Source organism: Flagellimonas nanhaiensis (genome assembly GCF_003382275.1).
GTDB classification, from domain to species: domain Bacteria; phylum Bacteroidota; class Bacteroidia; order Flavobacteriales; family Flavobacteriaceae; genus Flagellimonas; species Flagellimonas nanhaiensis.
Genome location: NZ_QTJX01000002.1, coordinates 280,637 through 306,861 on the forward strand (window position 1 = coordinate 280,637; position 26,225 = coordinate 306,861).

13 protein-coding genes are annotated in these 26,225 nt (G+C 40.8%); 9 read left to right on the forward strand and 4 right to left on the reverse strand.

Going from position 1 to position 26,225, the window contains the following annotated elements; translation table 11 throughout:
• Positions 1 to 272: 272 nt before the first annotated feature.
• Genes DX873_RS08730 through DX873_RS08755 form a run of 6 tightly spaced genes read left to right on the forward strand, consistent with a single transcriptional unit; the run spans position 273 to position 13,293 of the window.
• A complete protein-coding gene (locus DX873_RS08730; protein ID WP_116184076.1) occupies positions 273 to 3,569 on the forward strand; it encodes a VCBS repeat-containing protein in 3,297 nt (1,098 codons plus the stop codon).
• The gene (locus DX873_RS08735) at positions 3,566 to 6,907 is read left to right on the forward strand and encodes a VCBS repeat-containing protein (protein WP_116184077.1); all 3,342 of its coding nucleotides are present in this window, start codon (positions 3,566 to 3,568) and stop codon (positions 6,905 to 6,907) included. The genes DX873_RS08730 and DX873_RS08735 overlap by 4 nt, the downstream gene beginning before the upstream one ends.
• Entirely contained in the window at positions 6,900 to 10,136 is a 3,237-nt protein-coding gene (locus tag DX873_RS08740; protein WP_116184845.1) for a VCBS repeat-containing protein, read from the forward strand. Before DX873_RS08735 ends, DX873_RS08740 begins: the two co-directional genes overlap by 8 nt.
• 15 nt (positions 10,137 to 10,151) lie before the next feature.
• A complete protein-coding gene (locus DX873_RS08745; RefSeq protein ID WP_116184078.1) occupies positions 10,152 to 11,495 on the forward strand; it encodes a vanadium-dependent haloperoxidase in 1,344 nt (447 codons plus the stop codon).
• 9 nt (positions 11,496 to 11,504) lie between these two features.
• Positions 11,505 to 12,407: a GyrI-like domain-containing protein gene (locus tag DX873_RS08750; RefSeq protein WP_116184079.1), complete on the forward strand. Its 903-nt coding sequence runs from the start codon at positions 11,505 to 11,507 to the stop codon at positions 12,405 to 12,407.
• Positions 12,400 to 13,293 carry a hypothetical protein gene (locus DX873_RS08755; RefSeq protein WP_116184080.1) on the forward strand — a complete coding sequence of 298 codons (894 nt, stop codon included), beginning with the start codon at positions 12,400 to 12,402 and terminating at the stop codon, positions 13,291 to 13,293. Before DX873_RS08750 ends, DX873_RS08755 begins: the two co-directional genes overlap by 8 nt.
• Here DX873_RS08755 and DX873_RS08760 read toward each other — a convergent pair.
• Positions 13,258 to 16,959: a metallophosphoesterase gene (locus DX873_RS08760; protein ID WP_232520885.1), complete on the reverse strand. Its 3,702-nt coding sequence runs from the start codon at positions 16,957 to 16,959 to the stop codon at positions 13,258 to 13,260. The genes DX873_RS08755 and DX873_RS08760 overlap by 36 nt on opposite strands.
• Before the next feature lie 54 nt (positions 16,960 to 17,013).
• Here DX873_RS08760 and DX873_RS08765 point away from each other — a divergent pair, with 54 nt between their 5' ends.
• Positions 17,014 to 18,207: a Pycsar system effector family protein gene (locus DX873_RS08765; RefSeq protein WP_116184846.1), complete on the forward strand. Its 1,194-nt coding sequence runs from the start codon at positions 17,014 to 17,016 to the stop codon at positions 18,205 to 18,207.
• Here the strand turns inward: DX873_RS08765 and DX873_RS08770 are convergent, their stop codons facing one another.
• Positions 18,208 to 20,580, reverse strand: coding sequence for a GAF domain-containing protein (locus DX873_RS08770; protein ID WP_116184082.1), 2,373 nt, complete (start codon positions 20,578 to 20,580; stop codon positions 18,208 to 18,210).
• 114 nt (positions 20,581 to 20,694) lie between these two features.
• On the opposite strand from DX873_RS08770, the gene DX873_RS08775 reads away from it, so the two are divergent.
• Positions 20,695 to 21,591: a metallophosphoesterase gene (locus DX873_RS08775; protein ID WP_116184083.1), complete on the forward strand. Its 897-nt coding sequence runs from the start codon at positions 20,695 to 20,697 to the stop codon at positions 21,589 to 21,591.
• Between the two features lie 29 nt (positions 21,592 to 21,620).
• On the opposite strand, the gene DX873_RS08780 is transcribed toward DX873_RS08775, so the two are convergent.
• Complete coding sequence (locus DX873_RS08780; RefSeq protein WP_116184084.1) at positions 21,621 to 22,886, reverse strand: aminotransferase class V-fold PLP-dependent enzyme; 1,266 nt, start codon at positions 22,884 to 22,886, stop codon at positions 21,621 to 21,623.
• A gap of 216 nt (positions 22,887 to 23,102) precedes the next feature.
• On the opposite strand from DX873_RS08780, the gene DX873_RS08785 reads away from it, so the two are divergent.
• On the forward strand, positions 23,103 to 23,744 hold the full coding sequence (locus DX873_RS08785; RefSeq protein WP_116184847.1) for a hypothetical protein: 642 nt from the start codon (positions 23,103 to 23,105) through the stop codon (positions 23,742 to 23,744).
• 3 nt (positions 23,745 to 23,747) lie between these two features.
• Here DX873_RS08785 and DX873_RS08790 read toward each other — a convergent pair whose 3' ends face one another.
• The gene (locus tag DX873_RS08790) at positions 23,748 to 25,901 is read right to left on the reverse strand and encodes an acylase (RefSeq protein ID WP_116184085.1); all 2,154 of its coding nucleotides are present in this window, start codon (positions 25,899 to 25,901) and stop codon (positions 23,748 to 23,750) included.
• Positions 25,902 to 26,225 lie beyond the last annotated feature (324 nt).

Genomic DNA, 26,225 nt, shown 5'->3' on the forward strand with positions numbered 1-26,225 from the left:
AAATACTTCTCATATTATATTATTTAATAGTAAGAGCCTGTTCGTTTGAACAGGCTCTTATCATTTATAGTTACTAGTAAATAGTTGCAAAACCACGAAAATATCATCTTCATTATATCACTTTTTCATGCCAAAACACTAGATTTCTTCACATGAAGGGAACCATATTCCTTTGAAAGATTAATCAAAAGTTAATGATCAGTCTTCTCTCCTTCATTTGCTTTATTCTTTTTCTTGGTTTACCTATCTTCACCCACATACATAGCTTCTCTATGAAAAGGGAAAATCTCATAGTCATCATAATTTGTTTTCTTTTTATTGCTTGTCAAAAAAAGTCTCCTGCCCTATTCACAGACCTTTCTGCTGAACAGACCCATATTGACTTTCAAAATAAATTGACCAACACTCCCGAGCTAAACATCTTAACATATTTATATTATTATAATGGTGCTGGAGTGGCTGCTGCTGACTTTAACAATGATGGCCTTGTTGACCTTTTCTTCACAGGAAACCAGGTTCAAGATGAACTATACCTCAACCTTGGACAAATGAAATTTAAAAAGGTTACGGAACAAGCAGGAATAGCCGTCTCCAATAGCTGGTCAACCGGAGTAAGCCATGTAGACATAAACAATGACGGTCTTTTGGATCTTTATATATGTAAAGCCTCAGGGTATCGCTCGCTTCAAGGAAAGAATTTATTGTACATCAACCAAGGTGTAAATGCTGACGGTATTCCCATCTTTAAAGAGCAAGCGGAAGCCTATGGTCTGGATTTTTCTGGATTGAGCACCAAAGCTTCTTTTTTCGATTATGACCTAGATGGGGATTTGGACATGTATTTGATGAACCATTCCGTGCATCCGAACAGAACCTACGGTAGAGGTTCTCAACGCAAACAACGCGATTCCATTTCCGGTGATATTCTATATCAAAATCAACAGGGGCGATACGTTGATGTCAGCCAAAATGCCGGAATCTTCCAAGGAAAATCCGGATACGGGCTTGGACTATCCATCGGGGATGTAAATAACGACCAATATCCCGACATTTATGTGGGCAATGATTTTTTCGAAAATGACTATCTGTATATCAACCAAAAAGACGGAACTTTTGAAGAAGTAATCTCCAAGGATAATGAAAAGTTGGGGCACACCACCCATTTTTCTATGGGAAATACCATAGCCGACATGAACAACGATGGCCTTCTGGACATCATCTCCCTGGACATGCTACCGGAAGACATGGAAACCTACAAAACCTCCGGACTTGAGTATGCTTTTCCAATATACCAACAGTACCTCAGAAATGGATATGCACCCCAATACATGCAAAATACCTTCTTGCTCAACCTAGATGGCACCCATTTTTCAGAAATTGGCTCTTTGAGTGGCATTTCCGCATCAGAATGGTCATGGAGTGCATTGGCCGCTGATTTTGACTCGGATGGTTACAAGGACATATTCATATCAAATGGTATCAAAGGCGCCACCAACGATATGGATTACATGAACTTCATTGCCAATGAAGATATTCAGCGCCGTATCGATGCGGGCATGAAAAAAACGGATTTGCCCTTGGTTCAGGAAATCCCCGAAAAGAAAGTGCCCAATTACTTTTTTAAGAACAATGGGGACCTTTCGTTTGAAAATGTCACCGAAACATGGTTCAAAAGCAAACCGAGCTTTAGCAATGGATGTGTATATGCCGATTTGGATAACGACGGTGATCTGGACATTATAGTTAATAATGTAAACGAGGTGGCATCGATTTTAGAAAATCAATCTAATGAAAACAACTATATAAAGTTCGGCTTTGAAGGCCCCTCTCAAAACACCTCAGGTATCGGTGTTAAAGCAGTTGTCTTTACCGGCACTAGAATATTTCAAAGTGAAAATTTTCCTCATCAGAGTTACCTTTCATCATTACCTCTCAACATCCACCTTGGTTTAGGAAAAGTAGCTGAATTGGATTCAGTAAAAATTATTTGGCCTGATGGTAAGCTTCAGACGTTGACAGAAGTCGCCACAGATACACTACTAAAAGTCTCGTATAAGAATGCCACCTTTAAAACTCCGAATAAGGCAAATCGAACACAGCTATGGGCCGTTAACGACACACTTGTAGATTTTACTCATGATGAACAGTTTTCTTTAGATTTTGATAGAGAACCCCTAATCCCCTATGCGAACTCTAATGAAGGCCCCAGCATTTCAGTTGGCGATTTAAATGGAGATGGTCTGGAAGACATTTTTGTGGGAGGAGCCAAAGGACAAAGCAATTCTATATTCCATCAAACCTCTCAAGGAGAATTTCAAAAAGATGAAGCCACTGATTTTTCACCTTCAAAAACCAACGAAGTAACAGCAAGCGTCCTTTTTGATGCTGATGGTGACGGCATCAAAGATCTATTGGTTGCAAGTGGAGGCAACGAATTTACAATAGGGAAACCATTACAGCCCATTCTCTATATAAATAGAAATGGAGTTCTTAAGCCAAAGCAAAATGCTTTCAAAAGTATTGAAACCAATGCCTCAATGATCAAGACCGTAGACTTTGATCAGGACGGAGATTTGGACATCTATATTGTTTCTGATCGAGTTCCCGGAGCATTTGGAAAAACACCAAAACAATATCTCCTCATTAATGATGGTCGCGGAAATTTTGAAGATCAGACCAAAAAACTGGCACCTCAACTAGAGTATTTCGGCAATATAAAAGCAATAGAGTGCGTGGATATCAACGCTGATGGCAGACAAGACTTGGTTGTAGTTGGGCATTGGATTCCCATTTCTATTTTTATACATGATGGCTCCCAATTAAGATTACAGGAAAACAACGGATTGAAAGACACCAATGGTTGGTGGAACTCGGTTCACGTGAATGATTTTGATAAGGATGGAGACCTCGATTTGGTTTGTGGGAACTGGGGCTTGAATACCAAGTTTAAAGCTTCGTTGGAGCAACCAATCACTTTATATAGAAATGATTTCGATGGAAACGGGTCCGTGGAGCCTCTGGTCACCTACTATTATCAGGGCATTGAAACACCATTTGCCTCCAAAGATGAGCTGACCAAACAAATACCACAACTGAACAAAGAATTCCTTTCCTATAAAAAATTTGCCCAGGCATCGTTACAAAATCTATTTGGAAATGAACAATTGAAGGATGCAGACCAGAAATATGTTTATGAACTGGAAACAGCATACTTCAAAAACAACGGACAGGGTGTGTTCAAAAAACATTCCATGCCAGTGATAGCACAAGCATCCCAGACCAACGACATTATGGTGGATGATTTCAACAAAGATGGATACGCAGACTTATTGATTATTGGGAACAATTACCACATTAACACTCAATTGGGCAGACAAGACGCTTTTCATGGATTAATTCTAGAAAATAATACCAAAGGTGGTTTCATATGGAATGCCAACCATTCGGTTGGATTAAATGGTGTTTCCAGAACCGTAAAAAAAATAAACACAAAAGGCCAGACTCGCTATTTGATTGGTCGAAACAATCAAAGATTAACCGTACTACAACAAAAACAAGATCAAAAATGAAAGAATTTGCATCAATGACAATCGCTATACTTTTGCTTTTTTCGTCATGTAACAATGAAGAGAAGCAAAAGGAAAATGAAGCATCGAAGCAAACACTTTTTACGCTTCTAACCCCTGAAGAATCTGGAGTTACTTTCGTCAACAAGGTAGAAAACCAGAAAGACTTCAATATTTTCAAGTATCGTAATTTTTACAATGGAGGTGGAGTCGCCCTCGGAGATATCAACAATGACGGGCTGGTGGATATTTACCTCACCGGTAACATGGAACCAAACAAGCTCTATTTAAACAAGGGTAATCTTACTTTCGAAGATATTACTGAAAAAGCTGGTGTTGGAGGCAACAAACCATGGTCCACAGGTGTAGTTATGGTCGACATCAATGCTGATGGACTTTTGGACATTTATGTTAGTAATGCGGGAAATTTAGAAGGAAACAATCACGACAATGACCTCTACATCAACAATGGGGATTTAACTTTTACCGAAAAAGCGCATGAATATAATTTGGCCAAAACAGGTTTCTCAACCCATGCCTCATTTTTTGATTATGACAAAGACGGGGATTTGGATGCCTATATTTTGAACAACAGCAACATTCCTGTAAGCAGTTTAGGATATGCAGAGCAACGCGAGGTTCGTGCCCAAGATTGGGAAGGAGTCCCCCATATTTTCAGGGGCGTGGGTGATATGCTTCTGCGAAACGACAATGGAAAATTTGTTGATGTTAGTGAGGATGCGGGCATTTATGGCAGTCTCATCGGTTTTGGCTTGGGAGTTTTGGTCACCGACATCAATGAGGACTCCTACCCGGATATTTATGTATCAAACGATTTTTACGAGCGGGACTACCTTTACATCAACCAAAAAGATGGTACGTTCACTGAAGAAATAAAGAACTATACTTCTCATTTAAGTCTTTCCGCAATGGGTATTGATATAGCGGATATCAACAACGACGGGTACAATGATATTTTTATCACCGATATGCTCCCAGAACCTGAAGAGCGTGTAAAATCTGTTATGGAATTTGAAGGGTATAATATCTTCGATTTGAAGCAAAGCAAAGATTTCTACCAGCAGTATATCCAAAACACGCTGCAATTGAACAATGGCAACGGCTCCTTTTCCGAAGTAGCTTACTATAGCGGTATAGATGCAACCGATTGGAGTTGGGCGGGACTTATGTTCGATATGGATAATGATGGGCTCAAAGATATTTTTGTGACCAACGGCATCAATCATGACCTGACAGATTTAGATTTTGTGGATTTCTTTGCCAACGAGATTATACAAAAAATGGCACTTACCGGAAAAAAAGAGTCCATAGACTCCATTATCAGTAAGATGCCAATAAAACCTCAACCCAACTACGCCTACAAAAACAACGGGGACATTACATTTAAAAATGCGAACAAGGAATGGGGCTTTGAACTACCTACGCGTTCCAATGGAGCTGCTTATGCGGATTTGGACAACGATGGCGACTTGGATTTGGTCATTAACAATGTCAACACCGAAACCTTTGTGTATCGAAACAACGCCAACAACCTCGACAACAATTATGTTCAACTTAAGCTCATTGGCGAAGATCAAAACCCGTTCGCGGTAGGAGCATTGGTTAAATTCTATTTTGGGGACAACATTATTAATCAAGAATTGATTCCCTCACGAGGCTTTCAATCCTCTATTGATTATACCATGACCCTTGGCCTGGGTAAACATCAAAAACTGGACTCCATCAGAGTGGTATACCCTAACGACAAAACTGTGCTGCTTACCAATGTAAATTCCAATCAACTTATAACATTAAAACAGGAAGAAGCTACAGAAACCTACATTCCTGGATTGGGTGCATCAACAGTTTCCCCTCTTTTAACGGAAGTCAGTAACACAAGTTTTACCGAACACAAAGAAAACAGCTACAACGATTTTGATTATGAAGGCCTTATCTACAAAAAGCTTTCCCAAGAGGGGCCGGCCTTGGCTGTTGGAGACATCAACGGAGATGGAAATGAAGATATCTTTGTCGGTGGTGCCAAAGGAAGTGCCGGTTTCATCTACAAACACAATGGAAATGGAAAGTTTTCCCTCAGCAGGCAACGTATTTTTGAAAATGATCAAAACTTTGAAGATACTGCTGCTGCCTTTTTAGATGCTGATGGTGATGGGGATTTGGACTTAATGGTAGGATCTGGTGGAAATGAATTTGCTCAGGAACAACAATACAGGACACGATTATATCTGAACGATGGAAAAGGAAACTTTTCTGCTTCAGGACAGCTTTTACCCTCCACTTTTAAAAATGTTTCCACTATCTCCCCTACCGATTTTGATCAAGACGGAGATCCAGACGTGTTCATAGGATCAAGAAGTGTTGTGGGGATATACGGTTTAGACCCAAACCATATGTTTCTTGAAAACCGGGACGGCGTATTTGTGGATGTTACCGAACGTCGTGGTTATGACCTAAAAAATGAAGGAATGGTCACCAAAGCAATATGGGCCGATTTAGATGGAGACCAAAAAGAAGATCTCATTACGGTTACGGAATGGGGAACGCCAAAAATCTACAAAAACTCTGGAAGAAGAATTTCAAAAATAGATAGCTCCCTAGACAGTCTTCATGGCTGGTGGAACACAGTTGAAGCTAAAGATTTGGACAAAGATGGTGACTTGGACCTTATTCTTGGTAACCAAGGTGAAAACCTCCACTACAGACCAGAAGAAGGACACCCCATGAAACTATGGATCAATGATTTTGATAATAACGGAACCATTGAACAAATCGTGACATTGCATAAAAATGGCAAGGATTATCCCATTCATCAGAAAAAAGAACTGACGGGACAGCTTGTTTCGCTAAAAAAGCAAAATTTAAAGGCTTCAGATTACGCCAGACGCAGTATTCAAGAGCTTTTCCCAACCGAAATCATGGAACAATCCATTGTGAAGCAAAGTTCTATTTCATCTTCTGTAATCGCCATCAATGAAGGTGGAGGAAAATTCACTATTAAAAGGCTTCCAGCTAGGGCGCAGTTCAGTTGTATCTGCGGAATTGCCTGTGCAGATGTAAATAAGGACGGTAATCTGGATTTGATCATGGCTGGGAACAACTTTGAATTTAAACCACAGTTCTCCAGGTTGGATGGTAACTACGGAAATGTACTTCTCGGAGACGGAGCATTTAACTTTGAATGGACCAATTATGATGAAAGTGGCTTTTTTATCAGAGAAGAAGTAAAGCACTTAGGGTTGATTAAGGATAAAAATGGGAAACAGTTCATTGTAGCTGCCATTAATGATGGAAAACCAAAAATATTTGCCATTGATGAATAGACCATTCATACTCCTCTTTGTGGTGTTACTTTCGTATTCCTGTCAAAAAGGAGGAACACGTTTTAATACACTTTCCGCTGAAAAGACAGGGGTGGATTTTACCAATACCCTGACGGAATCAGACGACTTGAATATTTTGGACTACCTATATTTCTACAATGGTGGAGGTGTGGCAATTGGTGATATTGACAATGACGGGCTGGTCGATATCTTCTTCTCAGGCAATCAGGTAAAGAACAAACTCTATTTGAACAAAGGAAACCTCAAATTCGAAGATATCACCTCAAATTCCGGCGTGGGTGGCAACAGTAGTTGGAACACCGGTGCAGTAATGGCCGATGTTAACGGTGATGGCTGGTTGGACATTTATGTTTGCGCCGTAGTTGGAATCAATGGTTTTGGGGGACACAACGAGCTCTATATCAATAATCAAGATGGAACATTCTCCGAAAAAGCAGCAGCATACGGATTGGATTTTGATTCATACAGTTCCTCTGCCAACTTCTTCGATTATGATTTGGATGGTGATTTGGACCTTTATCTTTTGAATCATGCTGTACACACCTCCGAATCTTATGGCAAGGCAGACCTCAGGCTCAGAAGAAATTATGAAACCGGAGATAAGCTACTTAGAAACGACAATGGAAAATTTGTTGACGTAAGCGAGGAAGCAAGCATCTATGGAGGAATAAATGGGTACGGATTGGGATTGGCCGTTTCCGACCTTAACGTTGATGGTTACCCTGACATCTATGTCGGGAACGATTTTCACGAGGACGATTATTACTATTTGAATAACGGAGATGGCACTTTCACGGAAAGCCTTCGTACGTATTTTGGTCATACCAGCCGTTTTTCTATGGGTAATGATGTTGCGGATATCAATCACGACGGACTGCCCGACCTAATTTCCCTTGATATGCTTCCTGACGAGGAAATTCCCCTTAAAGCATCTGAAGGAGATGATAACATTCAAACCCAAAAACTGCGAATAAAAGAATACGGATATCACTATCAGTTCACCAGAAACATGCTCCATGTCAACCAACCAGATGGTAGGTTTATTGAAACGGCGCTCATGAGTGGGATAGCTGCAACGGATTGGAGTTGGTCCTCTCTTTTTGGAGATTTTGATCAAGATGGAGAACAAGATCTTTTTGTGGCCAACGGTATTCCCAAGAGACCAAATGATTTGGATTTCATCAAATTCATATCCAGCAATCAAATCCAAAATAAAATCAACAACACAAAATTGGTAGATCAGCAGGCCTTGGACATGATGCCGACAGGAATGAGTGCCAACTATATTTTTAAGGGGAAAAACGATTTGACTTTTGAAGATGTCTCTACCCAATGGATCTCGCAAGAAATGCTCATCTCTGGTGCATCGGCTTATGGGGATTTAGACAATGATGGTGACTTGGATCTGGTGACCAACAATCTAAACGCTCCTGCCACGATTTATGAGAACAAAACCAATGAAAGTGCCAATTACCTAAAAATTAAACTTAGACCCAATAATGGCAACACCCATGGTATTGGAAGCAAAGTCTACGCTTATACCAACGGCACACTTCAATATAAAGAACTTTTTACCGCACGTGGATTCCAAGCTTCATCGCAACCCATAATCCATTTAGGGCTTGGTGAGGCAACCAAAGTAGATTCTTTAAAAGTGGTATGGCCAGATAATACTTTTCAAGTATTACGGAATATTGAAGCAAACCAAGAATTATCGATTACTCCTGAAAACCCAAAGACCTATACCTATCCCAACCAAGAGAATTCCACATCTCCAATGTTTAAAGCAGTTGATGGAAATCTTGGAATTCAATTCACCCATGTTGAAGACAATTATCTGGATTTTAATCGGGAAAAACTGATTCCCTATAAAGTCTCCGACAGGGGTCCTGCATTGGCTGTGGGCGATCTAAATGAAGATGGAAAAGACGATTTGCTTTTTGGCGGCTCCAAATTTATTCCTGTAAAGGTTTTCATCCGCCAGGACAGTACTTTTGCTGAACAGGAATATCCCGAGATTTCTGAGGAAGCAATAAAAGAGCAAGTCTCTGCCAGTATCGCCGATTTTAATGGAGACAACAAAAATGATATCATATTGACCTCAGGAGGTGGTGATTTTTTAGGGCAATCTAAGGCCCTAACGGACACATATCTGGTAAAAACAGATTCGGCGTATTCCCTTCGAGCATTTCCTGAAATATTTCAGAACGCATCTGTGGTAAAACCTTATGATTATGATAATGATGGTGATCTGGACCTTTTCATTGGGGGACACACGGAGACAGGAAAGTTTGGCAAAACTGTCCCTTCCATGCTTTTGGAAAATACAAATGGGGAGTTTTCAATAAACCCATCCTTTGCCGCAGTAAAAGGAATGGTCACTGATGCGGTTTGGAGTGATTTTGATGGGGACGGACAGACCGATCTAATAGTTGTTGGGGAATGGATGTCGCCCATCTTCCTTAAAAATGATAAGGGCACCTTTAGGAAGACTGCCTCTTTGGCAATTACCGGTCTATGGCAAGCTATTCATCCTTTCGATATAGATGGAGATGGTGATCAGGACTATTTACTTGGAAACTGGGGAACAAATTCAAAGTTCAATGCTACACAAAAGCAGCCTGTCAAAATGTATGTAGATGACTTTGATAAAAATGGACAGACGGAAACGGTCATTGCCCTACCAAAAAATGGAAAGTATTATCCCCTTGAAGGGTTGGATGCATTGTCTGCCCAAATGGTGTTTTTGCGCAAAAGTTTTAACACCTATACCTCCTTTGCGGGCAAAACGGTTGACGAGGTTTTTGGGAAAGAGAAATTGGCCAAAGCAGACCTTCTGGAAATAAATACTTTGCAATCTGGCTATCTCCAAAACAACAATGGAAGCTTTAGCTTTGTCCCGTTCAAAAATGAGTTGCAGGTAGCCCCTATAATGGCGTTTGTAACTCATGATTTTGATGGGGACGGAAAAACAGAGGTCTTGGCGGGAGGTAATTACTTTGGAGTGAAACCCTATCACGGACGATTCGATTCCTTTCCCGGAGCGTTGATTAAATCCGAGAAAAATATAATTTTAGGAAACCAACTTGGGTTGAATTTTACCCAAAAGTCTTTACGGCACCTGCATATATTGAAAATCGATTCAGCGAGCTATTTGCTCGCAGTTTTCAACGATGCGGCCGCCGAAACCTATCAAATACTAAACTGATTAAAAAGAAATACGATGAAAAAAGTTGGAGCATTACTATGTATGGTGTTGTTGATCACCGTCTCATGCCAAAAAGCAAATGAACCCATTGTAATTACCCCGGATGATTACCACGGTTCCGTGGACAAGGTCACCGAGGTTATGATTCATGATATTTTCTCCCCGCCCGTAGCCAGTAGAATATATGCTTATCCAAACATTGCTGCATATGAGATTTTGGCCAAGAAAAATGAAGGATATCAATCTCTTCAAAATCAGTTGAAGGAACTTAGCGGAATTCCAGACCCTGAAACCGCTGAAAACCTAAACTATGAACTAGCGGCATTAATAGCCCATATTGACATGAACAGGAGGTTGATATTTTCCGAAGATCGGATTAACTCGTACCGTGACAGCCTATACACTATTTGGGAAGACATGAATGAAAATGAGTTTGCTATCTCCAAGAAGTATGGCCTTCAGGTCTCGGAACATATTGCCCAATGGATGGATAAGGATAATTACAAACAGACCCGAACAATGCCCAAGTTTACGGTTAATTCGGAAGACCCATCTAGATGGCAGCCCACACCTCCTTCTTATATGGACGGCATTGAACCACACTGGAGCAAAATAAGAGCATTTGTAATTGATTCGGCGGCTCAATTTAAACCAACTCCACCACCACCCTTTTCTATGGAGGAAGGCTCAGATTTCTACAAAGAAGTCAGAGAGGTCTATGATATCAGTAATGAAATCACCGCTAAAGGAGACGAATCGGAAGAAGTGGAAATTGCAAAATTTTGGGATTGCAATCCTTATGTTTCGGTTACACGGGGCCATTTAATGTTTGCAACAAAAAAAATTACCCCTGGCGCACACTGGATCGGCATAGCCAAAATAGCCACAAAAAAAACAGATTCCGATTTCGACAAGACCGTTTATGCCTATACCAAAACCTCAATTGCCATTGCAGATGCTTTCATAAGCTGTTGGGATGAAAAATACCGTAGTAATCTTATCAGGCCAGAAACATTGATCAATGAACATATAGACGATAGCTGGGAGCCTGTGTTGCAAACACCTCCCTTTCCGGAATACACTAGCGGACATAGTGTGGTTTCAGGCGCTGCATCGGTAGCTTTGACCAGCATTTTTGGAAGTGATTTTGCTTTTGATGATGATACTGAGGTACCCTATGGACTTCCTGTCCGTTCGTTTACATCTTTTTATGAAGCAGCTGATGAAGCCGCCATCAGCAGAATGTACGGTGGTATCCATTACAGAGCTGCGGTTGAAATTGGCGTAAAGCAAGGGAGAGATCTTGGTAAATTTGTGGTTGATAATTTAAGTATGTCCACAACCACCCAAACACAATAAAATTAGTAAATGAAGAAAGTCATTTATGCCGTCCTTTTCTTAGTTGTTGGCGGACTCATTTGGTACCTATTTCTGAAACCTTCCGATTATATTGTTCGGTTTCAGGCGAGTACCTTTCCGGGGGCCATAAATCAAACTTTAAAGTTGTGGGACCAAAGTGTGGAAACCGTATCAAATATTGAACAGCAGGGCGATTTATACCATTTGGAGCAAAAGTTGAAATTCGGAGATTCCATTCATCACTATCATTGGAGCATTGAACCCTTAACAGATTCCACTTCAAAGGTTACGGTTCGTATTTCAGATGAAGACCATAGTCTCAAAAACAAGATAAATATTCCATTTGGGGATACGAATTTTGAAAAGAGGTCCAGGCGCACCGTTTTGGATTTTATGGAAAATCTTCGGGAACATACAAAGAAATTTAAGGTCACCATTGTTGGAGAGGAAGAAATTCCTTCCAAATACATTGCCTACATTCCAGTTAAGGTTACGCAATTTCAGAAGGCAGGAGGTATGATGAAAAATTTCTCTTATCTAACCGGTGAGCTAATAAGTCGGGGAGCACAGTTAGATGGCCTTCCCATTGTGGAAGTGACCAAATGGGACATGCAGAACGATAGTTTGTATTACAATTTTGGCCAGCCCATAATACGTTCTGAAAAACTTCCTATTGGCACTGATATTGAGTACAAACGAATTTTCTCCAAGAAGGCCCTGAAGGCCATATACAATGGAAATTACATTACCTCGGACCGAGCTTGGTATGCCTTGATGGACTATGCCAAAAAGAACAATATTGAGGTAGAAAACACCCCGGTAGAAGTCTTTCATAACAATCCTCATGTGGGTGCTGACGAGCTCAACTGGAAAGCTGAAATATACTTGCCCATTAAAGAACCCAATGAATAAGTTCTGCTTCATATTGACAGTCTTGTTCTTTCTTGAGGGGTGCGGGCAATCCCAACATGGCGACTTGGATTTTTTGGGAAAGTTTCCTTCCAGATTAAAGGAAGTGTCTGGAATGGAAACCGATGGTAGTACTTTTTGGGTAATTCAAGACAGTGGCAACAAGGACAAAATATTTAAGGTGGACAAAAAGGCCCAAGTTTCAAATGAATACAAAATACACCATGCCAAAAACGAAGATTGGGAAGATTTAACCCTGGACAAGAAGGGCAACCTCTACATTGGGGATTTTGGGAACAATAACAATGCGAGAAAAAATCTTGTGATTTACAAAATAGATAGTTCCCAACTGCATAAGAAAGAGCCGGCTGCCAAAAAAATTAAGTTCAAATACCCGCAGCAACATAAATTTCCCCCAAAAAAGGACAGCCTACTTTTTGATACCGAAGCCTTTTTTCACTGGAACGATTCGCTCTATCTATTTACCAAAAACAGAACCAGACCTTATTCGGGTCGCACATTGATCTATAGGGTTCCGGATAAGAAGGGGGAATATGATGCAGAGTATCTAGGATCTATGGTGCTTTGCAAAAACGCAAGTCTGTGTTCTGTCACCGGGGCAGACATTTCTTCAAATGGAAAAACAATTGCACTACTTACCTATGGCATGGTCTTTCTAGTCACCGATTTCGAGTTATCTGATTTTTCCAAGGCAAGTGCTGAACTGGTCGATCTAAAGACCAGAACCCAAACCGAATCTATTTGTTTTTTGGACGATAACACCTTGCTTATTGCCGATGAGGAAAACAGGGGTACAGGCCGAAATCTTTATTCCTATAGTTTGAAGAAAAAATCAAAAACCGAAACCAAGCCCAAAGGCAAACCGTAGTCCATCTGTGCTATTGAACAATCCGAGGTTGGCCGAAATAATTCCTGCTCCATTCATGAAAAAGCCGCCTCCGTAGGAGTTGTGCCACTTTTCTGAATCATCTCCTGGAAACCATACCCTTCCATAATCAAATCCTCCAAAAATTCCTGGAGTAACCGGTAAAATCCCTGTTTTCTGTCTTCTAAAACTTAACCGTAGATCAGTGTTCTGATAAAATGCGGACTTCCCTGTAAACCGCTGAAAACGGAATCCTCGAAGACCGTTATTAGCTCCGAGACTTGCTCCCTGATAAAACTCAAAGTCATCACCAAAATTCATATGCCCTTTTATCTTGGTAGCCAAAACCACTCTTCCATTAGAACTTAACCTGTGATTTATTGACAAACTTGGAATTAAATAGCCAAAAGCTCTTCCCGATTCTGAAATGTTGGTCTTGTATCCTCCATGTAAAGAGAATTCCATTCCAAGGGTAGGATAGGCATCGTTATCCGTGTTTGCAAAGTTGTATTCTGCATCCACTCCAAAGAAGCTTTGGTTATTTTCCTGCCCATTTTCAACATAAAACTCGTTGATAAACCTATCCTCTGTCTCTTCAACTTCAATGCTTTCATAGGACACCCCCAAGCGTACCATTGAACCTAAATATCCCCTCCATACCAATGAAGGTGCAAAGCTTACTGTTCTCAGCCTAACTCTGTTGAAATCCAAATCCAGCTCATCATCATTGTTCTCCGTTTCATTTCCAAATCCAAAAAAGTTGATCGCATAGTTTGGACTGGTGTACCTAGCAGTAACTTGTAGATTAACTCCCTCTAAAAGGTTGGCAAATTCCCCAGTGTAACCAAAATCGAACCCACTAGTGGCAAAATAATAAGCAGCATTAAAGGTATGCTGTTGTGTAAAAGGATTTTGCCTAAACCCGTTTAGGGTATAGGTGTCGGTAGCGCCCATCCTAAATCCGTCATCAGGATTAAAGCCAATTGTAGGTAAAAATTGGTTGTTGCTAGCTTTTACCTTGAGAAATTCATAGGTATTGGTATCATAATCGTTAATTCTATGGATATTTCCTCCAAAAGCTTCATCGTAGGTATTTTTTTTGGTTTTAAAATCATAGGTATGGACTTTTTTGGAGCCTTCAGCAATCTTGTACACATCATTATTTTGGCCTCCAACCAGTCTAACTTTAATTTTTGATGTGTTTGTGCTGACATCAAAAACATCATCGTCATCCAATCCGTAAATCCAAACTTCCTTGGTGAATCCAGGCTGGTATACCTTATCAAAGAAAAGATCTGACTTCTCCCCTCCTTTAATTCGATACACTTTAACTTCCAAATCACCATTTGCATGCGACGTAACATGAAAATAATCATCCTTGTCCGTTCCCGTGATGACACTGTACTTGTTTATGACGCTAAAATATTCCCTGGCGGTCTCCTCCAATTTACTTTTCCTGGATAACAGCTTCTTTTTGATGATATCCACGGTTTCATCCTGAACTTCCTCTGGAAAATTGGAAAGGGCATTGTCAATTACCGCTTCAGTTATATGCTGTTGAATAAACCTGGCCTGTTCCATCCACTGCTCCAAACTTGTTTCGGACAATATGGCCATGTCCAAAGCAAAAGTCCTTGGTGAGGACGTAAAACCCTTTAAGTCGCGGATTTCCTCTCCAAATCCTTCAAATATTTGTAGCGCGGGAACCGCCCTCGAGCCAAATCCAAGAATAAGACCATCTCCCCACAATGAATAGGCCTGGTCCCGATCTCTTGGGATAGGACGATAGATTTTTTTTCCATCCTCTCCATCAAACTCTGCCCATCGCCATTGATCTACATGACGGTCCCAATCCCCAATCAACATATCAAAAAGTCTAGCTTTTACATAGGCATCTTGATCTAACGTATACTTTTCATCCTTTCTGAACTTTTGAATCAGGTCATACGTACTCTCAATGTCCTCAGTTCTTCCAAAACTCTCTATATCATGACCCTCGGACACATGTTCTTCAATCATAACCAATTCATTACCAAATTCCCCATTAAAGTCTCCCAAGGCATTTTGCTTGGGAACATAGAACAACTTTGGATTTGTATGGTAAAGACCGATTGCATCAGAAAGTGGAGCTAGCGTGAATGGTGCATAGGGATGGGCCCCAGTATAAAGATCCAAAAGCAATTTTTCTGGATAGGTATCCTCAAATTTTCCAATGATATACCGTTCTTGAAAGGCAATGGCCTGCAAATATCTTTCGGCACTCTTTCTAAGGTCTCTCATTACAAATTGCCTGCCATCCTTGGCTCTCAACCGCAAGGAATTGGATTGGTTTCCTCCTCCCTTTCTCACCACCGAAAGTCCCCCATACAAAGTATCCAAAAGAACTGTTGGCGCTTTTACTTTAGTCCCGTAGTATTTTCTATAACGTTCTCCCCATAGCCACTTGTGGAACCCGCTTTTCTCTACTTCATCTTCGGAATAAACAGATGCAGTTATAAAGGGAGGGAATTCATCTGGATAACTAGTGTTCCTATTTTGTGGATTGGGAGCCAGGACCTGCGTCTGAAACAATAGTTCCTCATTGGAATCAGTGCCATAAAAGCTCACATGGGACGATCCATCTTTGAAAACCTTCATTACGGCATACCCTGATTTTCCAGTAGAAAACTTGCTCCCATTTAGTAATCGTGTAGCACCAGTCTTTGCCCCAGCACCACTTACTATCTGAGGGGTATTCTTTTCAACAATATATTGTAAAGTATGCTCATGCCCGGATACTAGGATTGCCTTGTTGGAGAATTGGGCCAGGGTAACAATCCTATTCTTCAATCGGTTATAAACCTTGCTCTGTTGATCCTCAATGGATACGCCAGCGGTTCTCCTCAAAATATTTGCCACAGAGCCCAAAACTGGCATAGGCACGCTGCCTCCGTTGGGGAAAATGTGCTGCTTGAAGGAATAGTGCCCACCATGCGAACCATACGTGAACACGGGATGGTGCATGGCAATAATGGTGGTTTTATGGACATTCTTTTTGATCAGGCTCTCCAACTCTTCAAAAAAGCGTGTTCGATCCTTGATTTCACAATCATCGTTCATGGTGGGGTGCTTGTCCCAATTGGTCAAGTACCATTCTGTATCTATTGCAATTACGATGATATCCTCCCCAATTTCAATTTTTTCCAAGGGGCATCCATTATCTGGAAGAAAAACCTCCTTACTGTCCAAAGCTTTTTGAATATACTTTTCTTGACGTTCCAAACCCTTTAAACCATTTGCATACCAATCATGGTTCCCAGGAATAAAAACCGTCTGTCCAGAAAAGTCCTCAAGGGTCTTTAGCTGAGCGTCCAAATGGTTTTTGGCCAAATTGTGGCCATTAGGATCTTCCTCTTTATCTGGAAAACCAGCGGGATAGATGTTGTCTCCCAAAAAAATTGCAGTACTGTTCTTGTTTGCTTTGGATAGTCGTTGTTTGAACTTCTTGAGGGTCGGGTTCAAATCTCCAACTGGTGATTTACCTGCATCTCCTATCAAGTAAAATGTATGTTCCACTTCTTTATCACCAGGTGTTACCGATTGATCTACAGAAGCTGCGTATTTGGCTTCATAGGTAGCACAACCCGTCATCAATGCCAACAATAACACAAAAAAGTAATGTTTCTTCATATCCATAAGGTTGATTCCAAAATTTTGTATTTTGGATGGTTCAAAGTACTATCTATGTCGGAAATTGTTGAAAAAACTGAATCTTACGTGACGGAATTTTTGGAGGGGCAATTAGATCCAAAATTCCTTTACCACAATTTGCGACATACCCAGCGCGTAGTTAAAAGTACTAAAGAAATGCTCAATTTCTATAACCTGGGGGATGATGAGAACGAAATGCTACTTTTAGCAGCATGGTTCCATGACACGGGTTATGCCAGGAGCATTGACAAACATGAGGAGGCCGGTTGCCAAATTGCAACTTCTTTCCTTAAGGAAAATGGTTACGACTCTGCCAAAATAGACGCCATCTGTTCTTATATTTTGGCTACCCAAAGATATCACGAACCAACCAATTTGTCCGAGGAAATCATTAGGGATGCGGACACTTCCCATTTTGCAAAGAAAAGTTATTGGGAAACCACCGATTTTTTAAAGGAGGAGCTTGAGCAATTGGGTATAGCCAAATACACCAATAAGGAATGGAGGGACGAGAACATTAAAATGTTCAGGGATGAACATAGGTTCTATACGGACTTTGCCAAAGAGAATTGGGAAGAAGGAAAAGATCGGAACCTGAAACAACTGGTAAAGGAAAAAAAGACCGAAAAAGAGATTGCCAAAAAGGAAGCGCTAAAAGCAAAGTATAAGAGTGAAAGTCCAGATAGAAGCGTTCAGACCCTTTATAGGGTTACACTTAAAAACCACTTAAAATTAAGTGACATAGCGGACACCAAGGCCAACATACTTTTGTCAGTCAATGCAATAATCATTTCGTTGGTGCTAGCCAATTTAATTCCAAAATTGGACAACCCTTCCAACACCTATCTAATTTATCCCACTGTAATTTTCATCTTGTTCAGTGTGGTTTCCATGGTATTGTCCATTCTGGCGACCAGACCTAATGTGACCAGTGGAAAGTTCACCAAGGAGGATGTTGAGCAAAAAAATGTAAACCTTTTGTTTTTTGGCAATTTTCATAAAATGAACCTCGAAGACTACGAGTGGGCCTTGCAAGAGTTGGTCAAGGACAAGGATTACGTATACTCCTCACTTACCAAAGACCTTTACTTTTTGGGATTGGTCCTCAATAGGAAATACAAAATTCTACGATTGACCTACAACATCTTTATGGTAGGAATGATCGTTTCTGTGATTGCTTTTGGTATTGCCTTTCGATTTTTTGGCCCGGAAAGGCTCGCTTTCTGATTACGCCTTGATTTCCTCCATTAAGTCCTCATACGTATAGGAACGTTTAGACTTTTTATCCTTACCGTAAAGTATTTCAGCTCGGATGGCCTTTAGTCCACTCACGCCCTGCAAGCCTTCAAGTTCAAGGATTTCAATATTATTGGTAAAGTACCCTTTTGATTTTAAGAACTGGATGTAGCGCATGTACTCTCGCTCATCTTTTCGTGATGAATACACAATGGATAGCTTCCCTTTTTGCGTCAACCTCTCCTTTGTTCCTTTGATATGGGATTTGTCTATTCGCTTTTTAATGATTTCGTACCTGGCATTATAGGTTCCGTCTACATCAAAGCGTTTTTCGTCCATTCTAAACCTAATGGACATGGCGGTACTATACACCAAAATCAAAGAGGCAACATCAAACTTTACGGGAAGCTTCGGTTTTAGCTCGTAATACTTGTTTTCCATGTCGCACATGACCTGGAGTTGCCATAATCTAAGATTATTCAGGTAGAGTTCATCAAAAATTCTATCATTGGCAATAGAGCTTCCAATGTACATGTTGTGTTCTACTCCGTCAGTCTTATAACGTTCAAAATAGTGTGGGAACATATCTTGGGCCTCAACCTGCTTTCTGTCCAACAAAGAGGCCAACTGCATATTGGCTTCCATTACGCTATTGTCATAGTTTCTTCTATGATCATAGTAAGACTCGGTTGTCTCGTCAATCTTTGCTTCGTATTCCGCTATCTGTGCCTTGAGCTCCTTATCCTCTCTCTTCAGATGTTTGAATATTGGATTGACTTCCTCACGGACAAAATCGAATACCGATTGTTCCGTATGGGTGTACAGGGCATCCTTGACTTCATCTAGATATAAGTTGACCCTGAACATGAGTTCCTCATAGATAGGAAGTTTATACTTTTCTACGGCCTTTTCCAATACTCCATTAATCTCGGAAAGCTGAATCATTAAATCTCGCTGAATGGAAATGTTTCGCTGCTTGGAAGACTCTTTAATATCTACTTGTCCGTAAAGCGGAAATACATCCTTGAAGACAATTTCCCTGAATACAGGCTGGTTGCCCATAAGCTCGTCAGCCATAAATCTTTTGGCTTCCTCCTGAAATTTCCAATATACGGAAGAGTGTACCGAAGTACATTCGTGCTGGATTATGGCATCTACAAGGTTTTCTTCTTCCTCAATAGACCTGAGAACTGCTGATACAATAAAAGGCATAACATCCTCCAACTTGTTGGCATTTACGCTATTGAGTTCGTTAATGGTGGTTGAAACCAGCTCCAACACACCCAATAGATTGCCATTATCTGAAATTGGAGCAAGGATAGCACTCTTAAAACCTTGATCATACAGGTTTTTGTACGGTTGCCCACCTTCACTTCTTTCATGGTATTTTTCTATGTTGGAAATAGCAAAATAGTTGTGCTCCTGAAATAATTTGCCTTTGGAATAATCGCAGAGCATAGTATCACAAGATTCCATTTCCTTTCCGTTTAGGATATAACTTTCAATACCCTTGCCATGGACTTTTAAAAACTGGTTGGCATTGGAATCATAAGCGGTAAAACCAACCTTTATTTTTTTCAAATTGAAGAGTGACCTAAAGGTATCCTGAAAATTTTCCATGAAATCGTCCTTGGCCCTCTTGTCTCCCCCAATCAATGTGGATTTTATCTCAGAAATGGAATGCTCCGCAGTAACATCGAACATGTTGGAAATGACAAAACCTTTGGAAATGAAACTATTTGGTGGAATTTTTTCTTTCCAAAGCTCCACGTTATCAAAGTTCTCCAGCAATTCGTTTACATCCTTTTGGGTAAGGTCCCTAGTTTTTTCCGTAGGAATGATTTCCATAAAATCTGCATTATACAGAATTCTATAGTGCCTCATTATTCCACTGGCATCTGGAATATCATAGAACAAGGGCCTTCTAAAATCCATCTTGAAGCCATAATAAAAGCTCAACACCACGGTACACTTCATGATGTAATTGAGGTCCATGGGCATATTTCGGATTTTAAGCTCAAAACCCTCGCCGGCATCCTTGATAATATTTTGAAACCGCTCTGAAGAATTGAACACCACATTTTCAAATGGGGTGGTGGCGGTTTTAATCTCATTTTGAGTAAGCACGGGAGCAAATGTATCGGCCAGGATAATGCTGATCACATCCTTGTACTTTTCCAACAAGGCAAGGTCGTTAAACCCTTCCCTCAACTCAGGGTATGGTGCTTGAGCCTCTAGGACATATTTGGCTCTTTCGGCCAAATGTTTGTCCTTACTCTTCGCCTGCTGGTCATAGTGTTCCAGCAACTTATTAAAGCTAACAAGTTGGATGATAGGGCTATCTACATCGTAATTGTGCTCCATATACTGTTAGTCGAGGGTTAGCAGGCAAAGTTACAAAAAGAAAAATGGAGTTATGTTAAGGGAATCTTTATGTAATTGTCCGCTTTTTTGTGATCTTTAGTGAAATTTCTTTTGATGTCCTCCTATTCTAGATTAGACAGAGCGTACAAGAATGCCAAAGTCATCCCTTTTGATGATGATTCCAAGTTCATTTTTTTTAGTGATTGCCACAGGGGGGACAATAGCTTCGCTGACGATTTTGCCAACAACAGGAACATATATTTTCATGCATTGAACCATTACCACCGTGAGGGGTTTCAATACTGTGAACTCGGAGATGGTGATGAGCTATGGGAGAATTTGACCTTTGAATCCATTTTTGAAGCACACAAAAACGTCTATCAGCTGTTGCGCCGTTTCCATCTAGAAAAAAGGTTGCACATGCTTTGGGGCAATCATGATATGGTTTATCGGGACAAAAACTATGTGGACAAACACCTCTCTAGCTATTTTGAACCTATAGATGACTCTGATAAGGCACTTTTTAAGGGAATTACTTATCATGAAGCCGTTGTGCTAAAGCATAAGGAAACCGGACAGGAACTCTTTTGTACCCACGGGCACCAAGCAGATTGGTGGAATTATGTATGTTGGCGGATAGGTCGCTTTTTGGTTAGAATACTTTGGAAGCCCTTGCAAGTAGTTGGTATTGCCGACCCAACAAGTCCTGCAAAGAATTATAAGGAACTTATTAGGATTGAAAAAAGGATAAAACGTTGGATTCTAAAAAACAATCTTAGAATCACTATTGCAGGCCATACCCACAGACCCAGATTTCCCGAACCTGGTCAAATTCCCTTTTTCAACGACGGAAGCTGTGTACACCCAAGGAGTATCACCGGGATTGAACTGGTCCATGGGGAGATTTCATTGATCAAATGGCATATTTCCACTAAAGTGGATGGTACGCTCCAGATAGTTAGGGTATTGCTGGAAGGTCCTGAAAAATTAAGGGATTATATGAAAAAATAACACTATGTATTCGTGTTGAAGCAAAACCATCAAATCCGTTTGGCCAATGTTTTCATAGCGGTTACAAAAGTGTCCAATTCCTTAGTGGTTGTATAAATATTGGGGGTTATCCGGCATCCTCGCACGTTGAACCCATCAATGGCCACGGTCCATATCTTGAACTCATCCAAAAGTACTTTGGCCAAATCTTCAGGTTTTATATGAGTGATCCCCACATTGCCAATACCGCAACTTCGTTGACCTTCCTTTGGGGTATTAACGCTAATATTTGGAATATTTCGCAATTGGTCGCTCCAGTATTTTTGTAAAAATCGTAGCCTTTCCTCTTTTCGGCGGATACCGATAAGCTCCAAATAATCAATGGCCTCATTAATGGCCAAATAAATGTGTACTGGATTGGTCCCCGTATGATTCAAGCGCAAAATATCGGTCTCTTCCCTTTTATGTTCCGCTAGCAAAGGCCATATTTTTGAGATATTCTTTGGGGCCACATATAATAATCCATTTCCCAAAGGAGCACTTAACCATTTATGAAGACTGGAGCCATAGTAATCACAGTTGAGCTCCTCAATATTAACATCAATGTGTCCAACAGCATGGGCCCCGTCCACCATAACTTCAACTCCATGCTTGTGTGCCATTTCGCAGATTTTTTTAATGGGCAATATATGCCCGGTAATGTTTATCATGTGGCACACCATCAACAATTTGGTCTTGGGTGTAATCTGAGATTCGTATAACTCTACAATTTCATCATCGGATTTGGGATGATTGGGAACGGAAACTTCTTTGCAGACAATCCCATATCGGTCACGTACCAAATAGAAATGATCCTTCATGGCGCCATAATCCTGTTCAGCGAAAATGGCCTCATCTCCCTTTTCCCAAGGGAAACCGCCAATAATCATATCCAAGGACTCTGTGGTATTTCTGGTAATAATTAGTGACTCTGACCGACAACCCACAAATTTTGCCAATTTCTGCGTTACCCTTTCTTTATTTTCCCATTGTTTGTTCCTCATGTAAAAGGAACCTTCATAATTTACCATTTGGGTATGCTCATGCAACTTTTGCATGATTGGCCTTGGGGTAATGCAGTAATACCCATTCTCCAAGTTGATGTAGTCCGGTTTAAGATCAAAATCCTCCCTTATTCGTTCCCAAAAACGGTCATCATCAGTATTGGGATACGGTTGAGGTATAGACGGAGCTTTATTTCCATTGGCAGTCCATGGCACAAAGGGCGCTACCATAGTTGCCCGCCCTAGGTGCTTTAAAAATTGTCTTTTTTCCATTTCTTATTAGATTACTAGAAAAGGAGATTCATTACTTCCCCTAACAATTTACAACTTTAAGTAACACTTTTCAGCTTTGTTTTTCTATGATTGTCTTTATTATCCCTCTACTATAATCTTAACTTTTGAAGGTTCACTTCAACGATTTAACTTCTCTTTATTATGCTCATGGCAAGGTATTTGTTAACTTTAGTAAAACAATACGACCAATTTGCTATGAAAAGGTTTGCCCTTTTTCTTATGGTATTTAGTTTTGGATTCTCCTTATTGCAGGCACAAGGAGATATTCCAACAACCCGTCCGCTCAAAATTGGGGAACGTAACAACCTGGATGTAAAATCCAGCAATCAAGGTACCGCGCTGCGTATGCCCTCCGTTATTGACGAAAATCTCACCTCAAAAAATGAAAAGCCCGGTGTGCAAATGTTGCCTGACAGAGAACTGGTTCAGGCTGGACATGATTTGGAGTTAGATCCTAAAGTAGGGGAAAGAGAAAAAAGAGGGTCCAAAAAACATTATGGTGATCAATATTTGGGTGATATCAAGACCACAGCCAAATTTGTTGGCATCGTCTGTCGAGACCACGAATACGTTGATGGCGACCGAATCAAAATCTACTTAAACGGCGAGGTGGTGGAATACAATGTATTGCTCACCGGTTCCTTTAAAGGAGTAAACATAGATCTTACCCAAGGATTCAATCGCATTGAGTTTGAGGCCCTGAACCAAGGTTCTTCCGGCCCCAATACCGCTCAGGTTGTGGTAGCCAACGAAAAAGGTGAGGTAATCCATAACAACCGTTGGAACCTTTCCACCGGATCTAGAGCCAGTCTGATTATAGTCAAAGAGGAGGAATAACCTCTACTCGCCCGGGCTATAAGTCCTAACTGCTCTTTTTAGCACATCTTCTTTATAGTAAGCTGCATCCTTAAACTGCATATCAGCATAACGTTGCGCTTGGTCATCAAAATGTGGTGAATCTGGGTCTCCACTTTGCCCCCCCGCCAACATGGTTTTAGCGGTTACTTTTTCTCCAAATTCCACTACTGCAACAAAACTGTTTCCTCGTGTACCATAAATTTTCTTGGTATCGTTGTCATAGCGAGCTCCATAAGCAGCCAAAGCTCCCCATCTGCCACTGGCAAAACCAATGGGAATACTTGGTTTGGAATCGTCAAAAGGCTGACGGATTTCTCCATTGATACGTTGATACCGATGTACTTCTCCCCATGGCATTTCCCAAGTCCCAAAATCGCTTTTCAATTGATCCACGGTTTCCTTGAACAAAGCCAATTTTTCATCATCGGGAGATTCGCTTCCCCAAAAATTGATCAACTGCATGGCGTACATTCCCTCTGGACGATTAGCCTTCTGATAGCTTCGCGTACCATAGTAATGAGCGAGCGTCATTGCTACTGATTCTTTTGAAGTGATAAAATCCCAATTCCTTAGAGCTTCAATAGGCTCTTTTAGTCCTTCAACCGGATTGGCATCAAAAGCTTTCACCAAGCCCGGAATCAACGCTTGGAATGCAGGCAAATAGGGGTCATGTGCCAACGTAATCAAACTATCCAAAGTGTATCCGCTTCGGTCCTTCAATAGTTCTATGGCATGTACTCCACGAAAATTCTCTTGGTCGCGAGACATATATTTTGGGTAATCTTCCTTTTTAGGGCTGTTTTCAAGAGCTGAAGTATATGGGGTAGAATTGCAGTTTTGAATCCAACCATTTTCAGGGTTCAGCACCAAAATATTCTCATCTACCGTATGAAGCCCTTGCCAATCTGTTTTTGGGTTGCTTCCATCAACTGGTTGGGTATAGTTGAAAATTGTATCCCTTTTAGGGATAAAATTCCCATGGAAATAAGCAATATTACCTTCAGCATCGGCATAAACGGTATTGTTCGAAGAATTGGTGCGGATATCCATCATATCCCGGAATCCTTTGTACCCATCTTGCTTGGTTCTTATATAGGATTGTTCCAAAGCTTTTACGGGCTCCCACATCATGGCTGAAGCGGTCCAACGTCCATCTACCACATGTGTTATGGGCCCATGATGGGTATGGTACATGGGAAATGTTTTTTCCTTCATTGAATTCCCTTCTTTGTATTTAAGGGTGACCTCAGAAGTTGTGACGGGTCTCAACTCCTCCCCATATACGTAGTACAACGAATCCTTCATTCTGACAACGTCTTCTTTGAACTCATCCATCACATCGGTATAGGTCGATGTATGCATCCAACCGGTTTTTTCATTGAAGCCCTGATATACAAAAAACTGACCCCAGGTAACAGCGCCATAGGCATTCAACCCCTCTTCACTGACTACGTGCACCTCTCCTCTAAAGTAAAAGGACGTATGTGGGTTGATCAACAGCATGGCGTTGCCAGATTGGGTCAAATCACCAGAGATGGCAATACCATTAGAACCCTGGGGTTCTGCCATTTCTTGTTTCTTTTGAAGTTTCAACTCTGGAATTTCCTGCATGTTCTCATAAAACCCCTGTATTTTTCTAGTTGAAATCCTTTCAATATCACCTCCTATGCTTCCTTCGCTAAAATACATGGGCATCCAGGGCTCAAAACGGGTTAGTAGTTTAGGTTTCACCTCTGGATGGGTATGCAGGTAATAATTGATTCCATCAGCAAACGCGTCACAAAGCTTTTTCAGCCATTCCGGGCTTTTTTCATAATTGGCCTTGGCCTCTTCCTCGGTCATAAACAGCTTAGCACGAAGATCACTGTATAAAGCCTCCTCACCTTCTATTTCAGCCAACCTGCCTGTAGCCCAGATATAATTTTGTTCCACTCGGTTAAAATCATCCTCACATTGTGCATAGAGCAATCCAAATACCGCATCAGCATCAGTTTTTCCGTAAATATGGGGCACTCCAAAATCATCTCGGATGATTGTTACCTCTTTGGCCTGTGCCTCCCATTTTTCAACTTCTGGCTGTTGTGCCTGGCGACAACCTACTACTGCTAGCAGTAAAAACAATGTAAGTATTCTCATTCTGGTCTAGTTTTAAGCTTTTTCAAAAATTGTGTTTTCAGAACAATATGTGCTTTTCCAATCCTACATTCAACCTCCTACGGACTACCGGTAAAATAATATTGCCCCTGTTTTAAGGTCTTTGATAACATGCAAATTATCACCATCCTAGGGGTGTTGTCATTACAATCTTTGGTCTCCTCGTCTTTTTGGGTTCTTTGCCATAAATGTAACGGTTTATAGTTAGATCTACACGGAAATGGCTTTCCAAACCTATCCAAGTCTGATATATATCATAAAATGACTTGGGCAAAAATATTAGTTTCACCCTGTAATTTGTTTGGA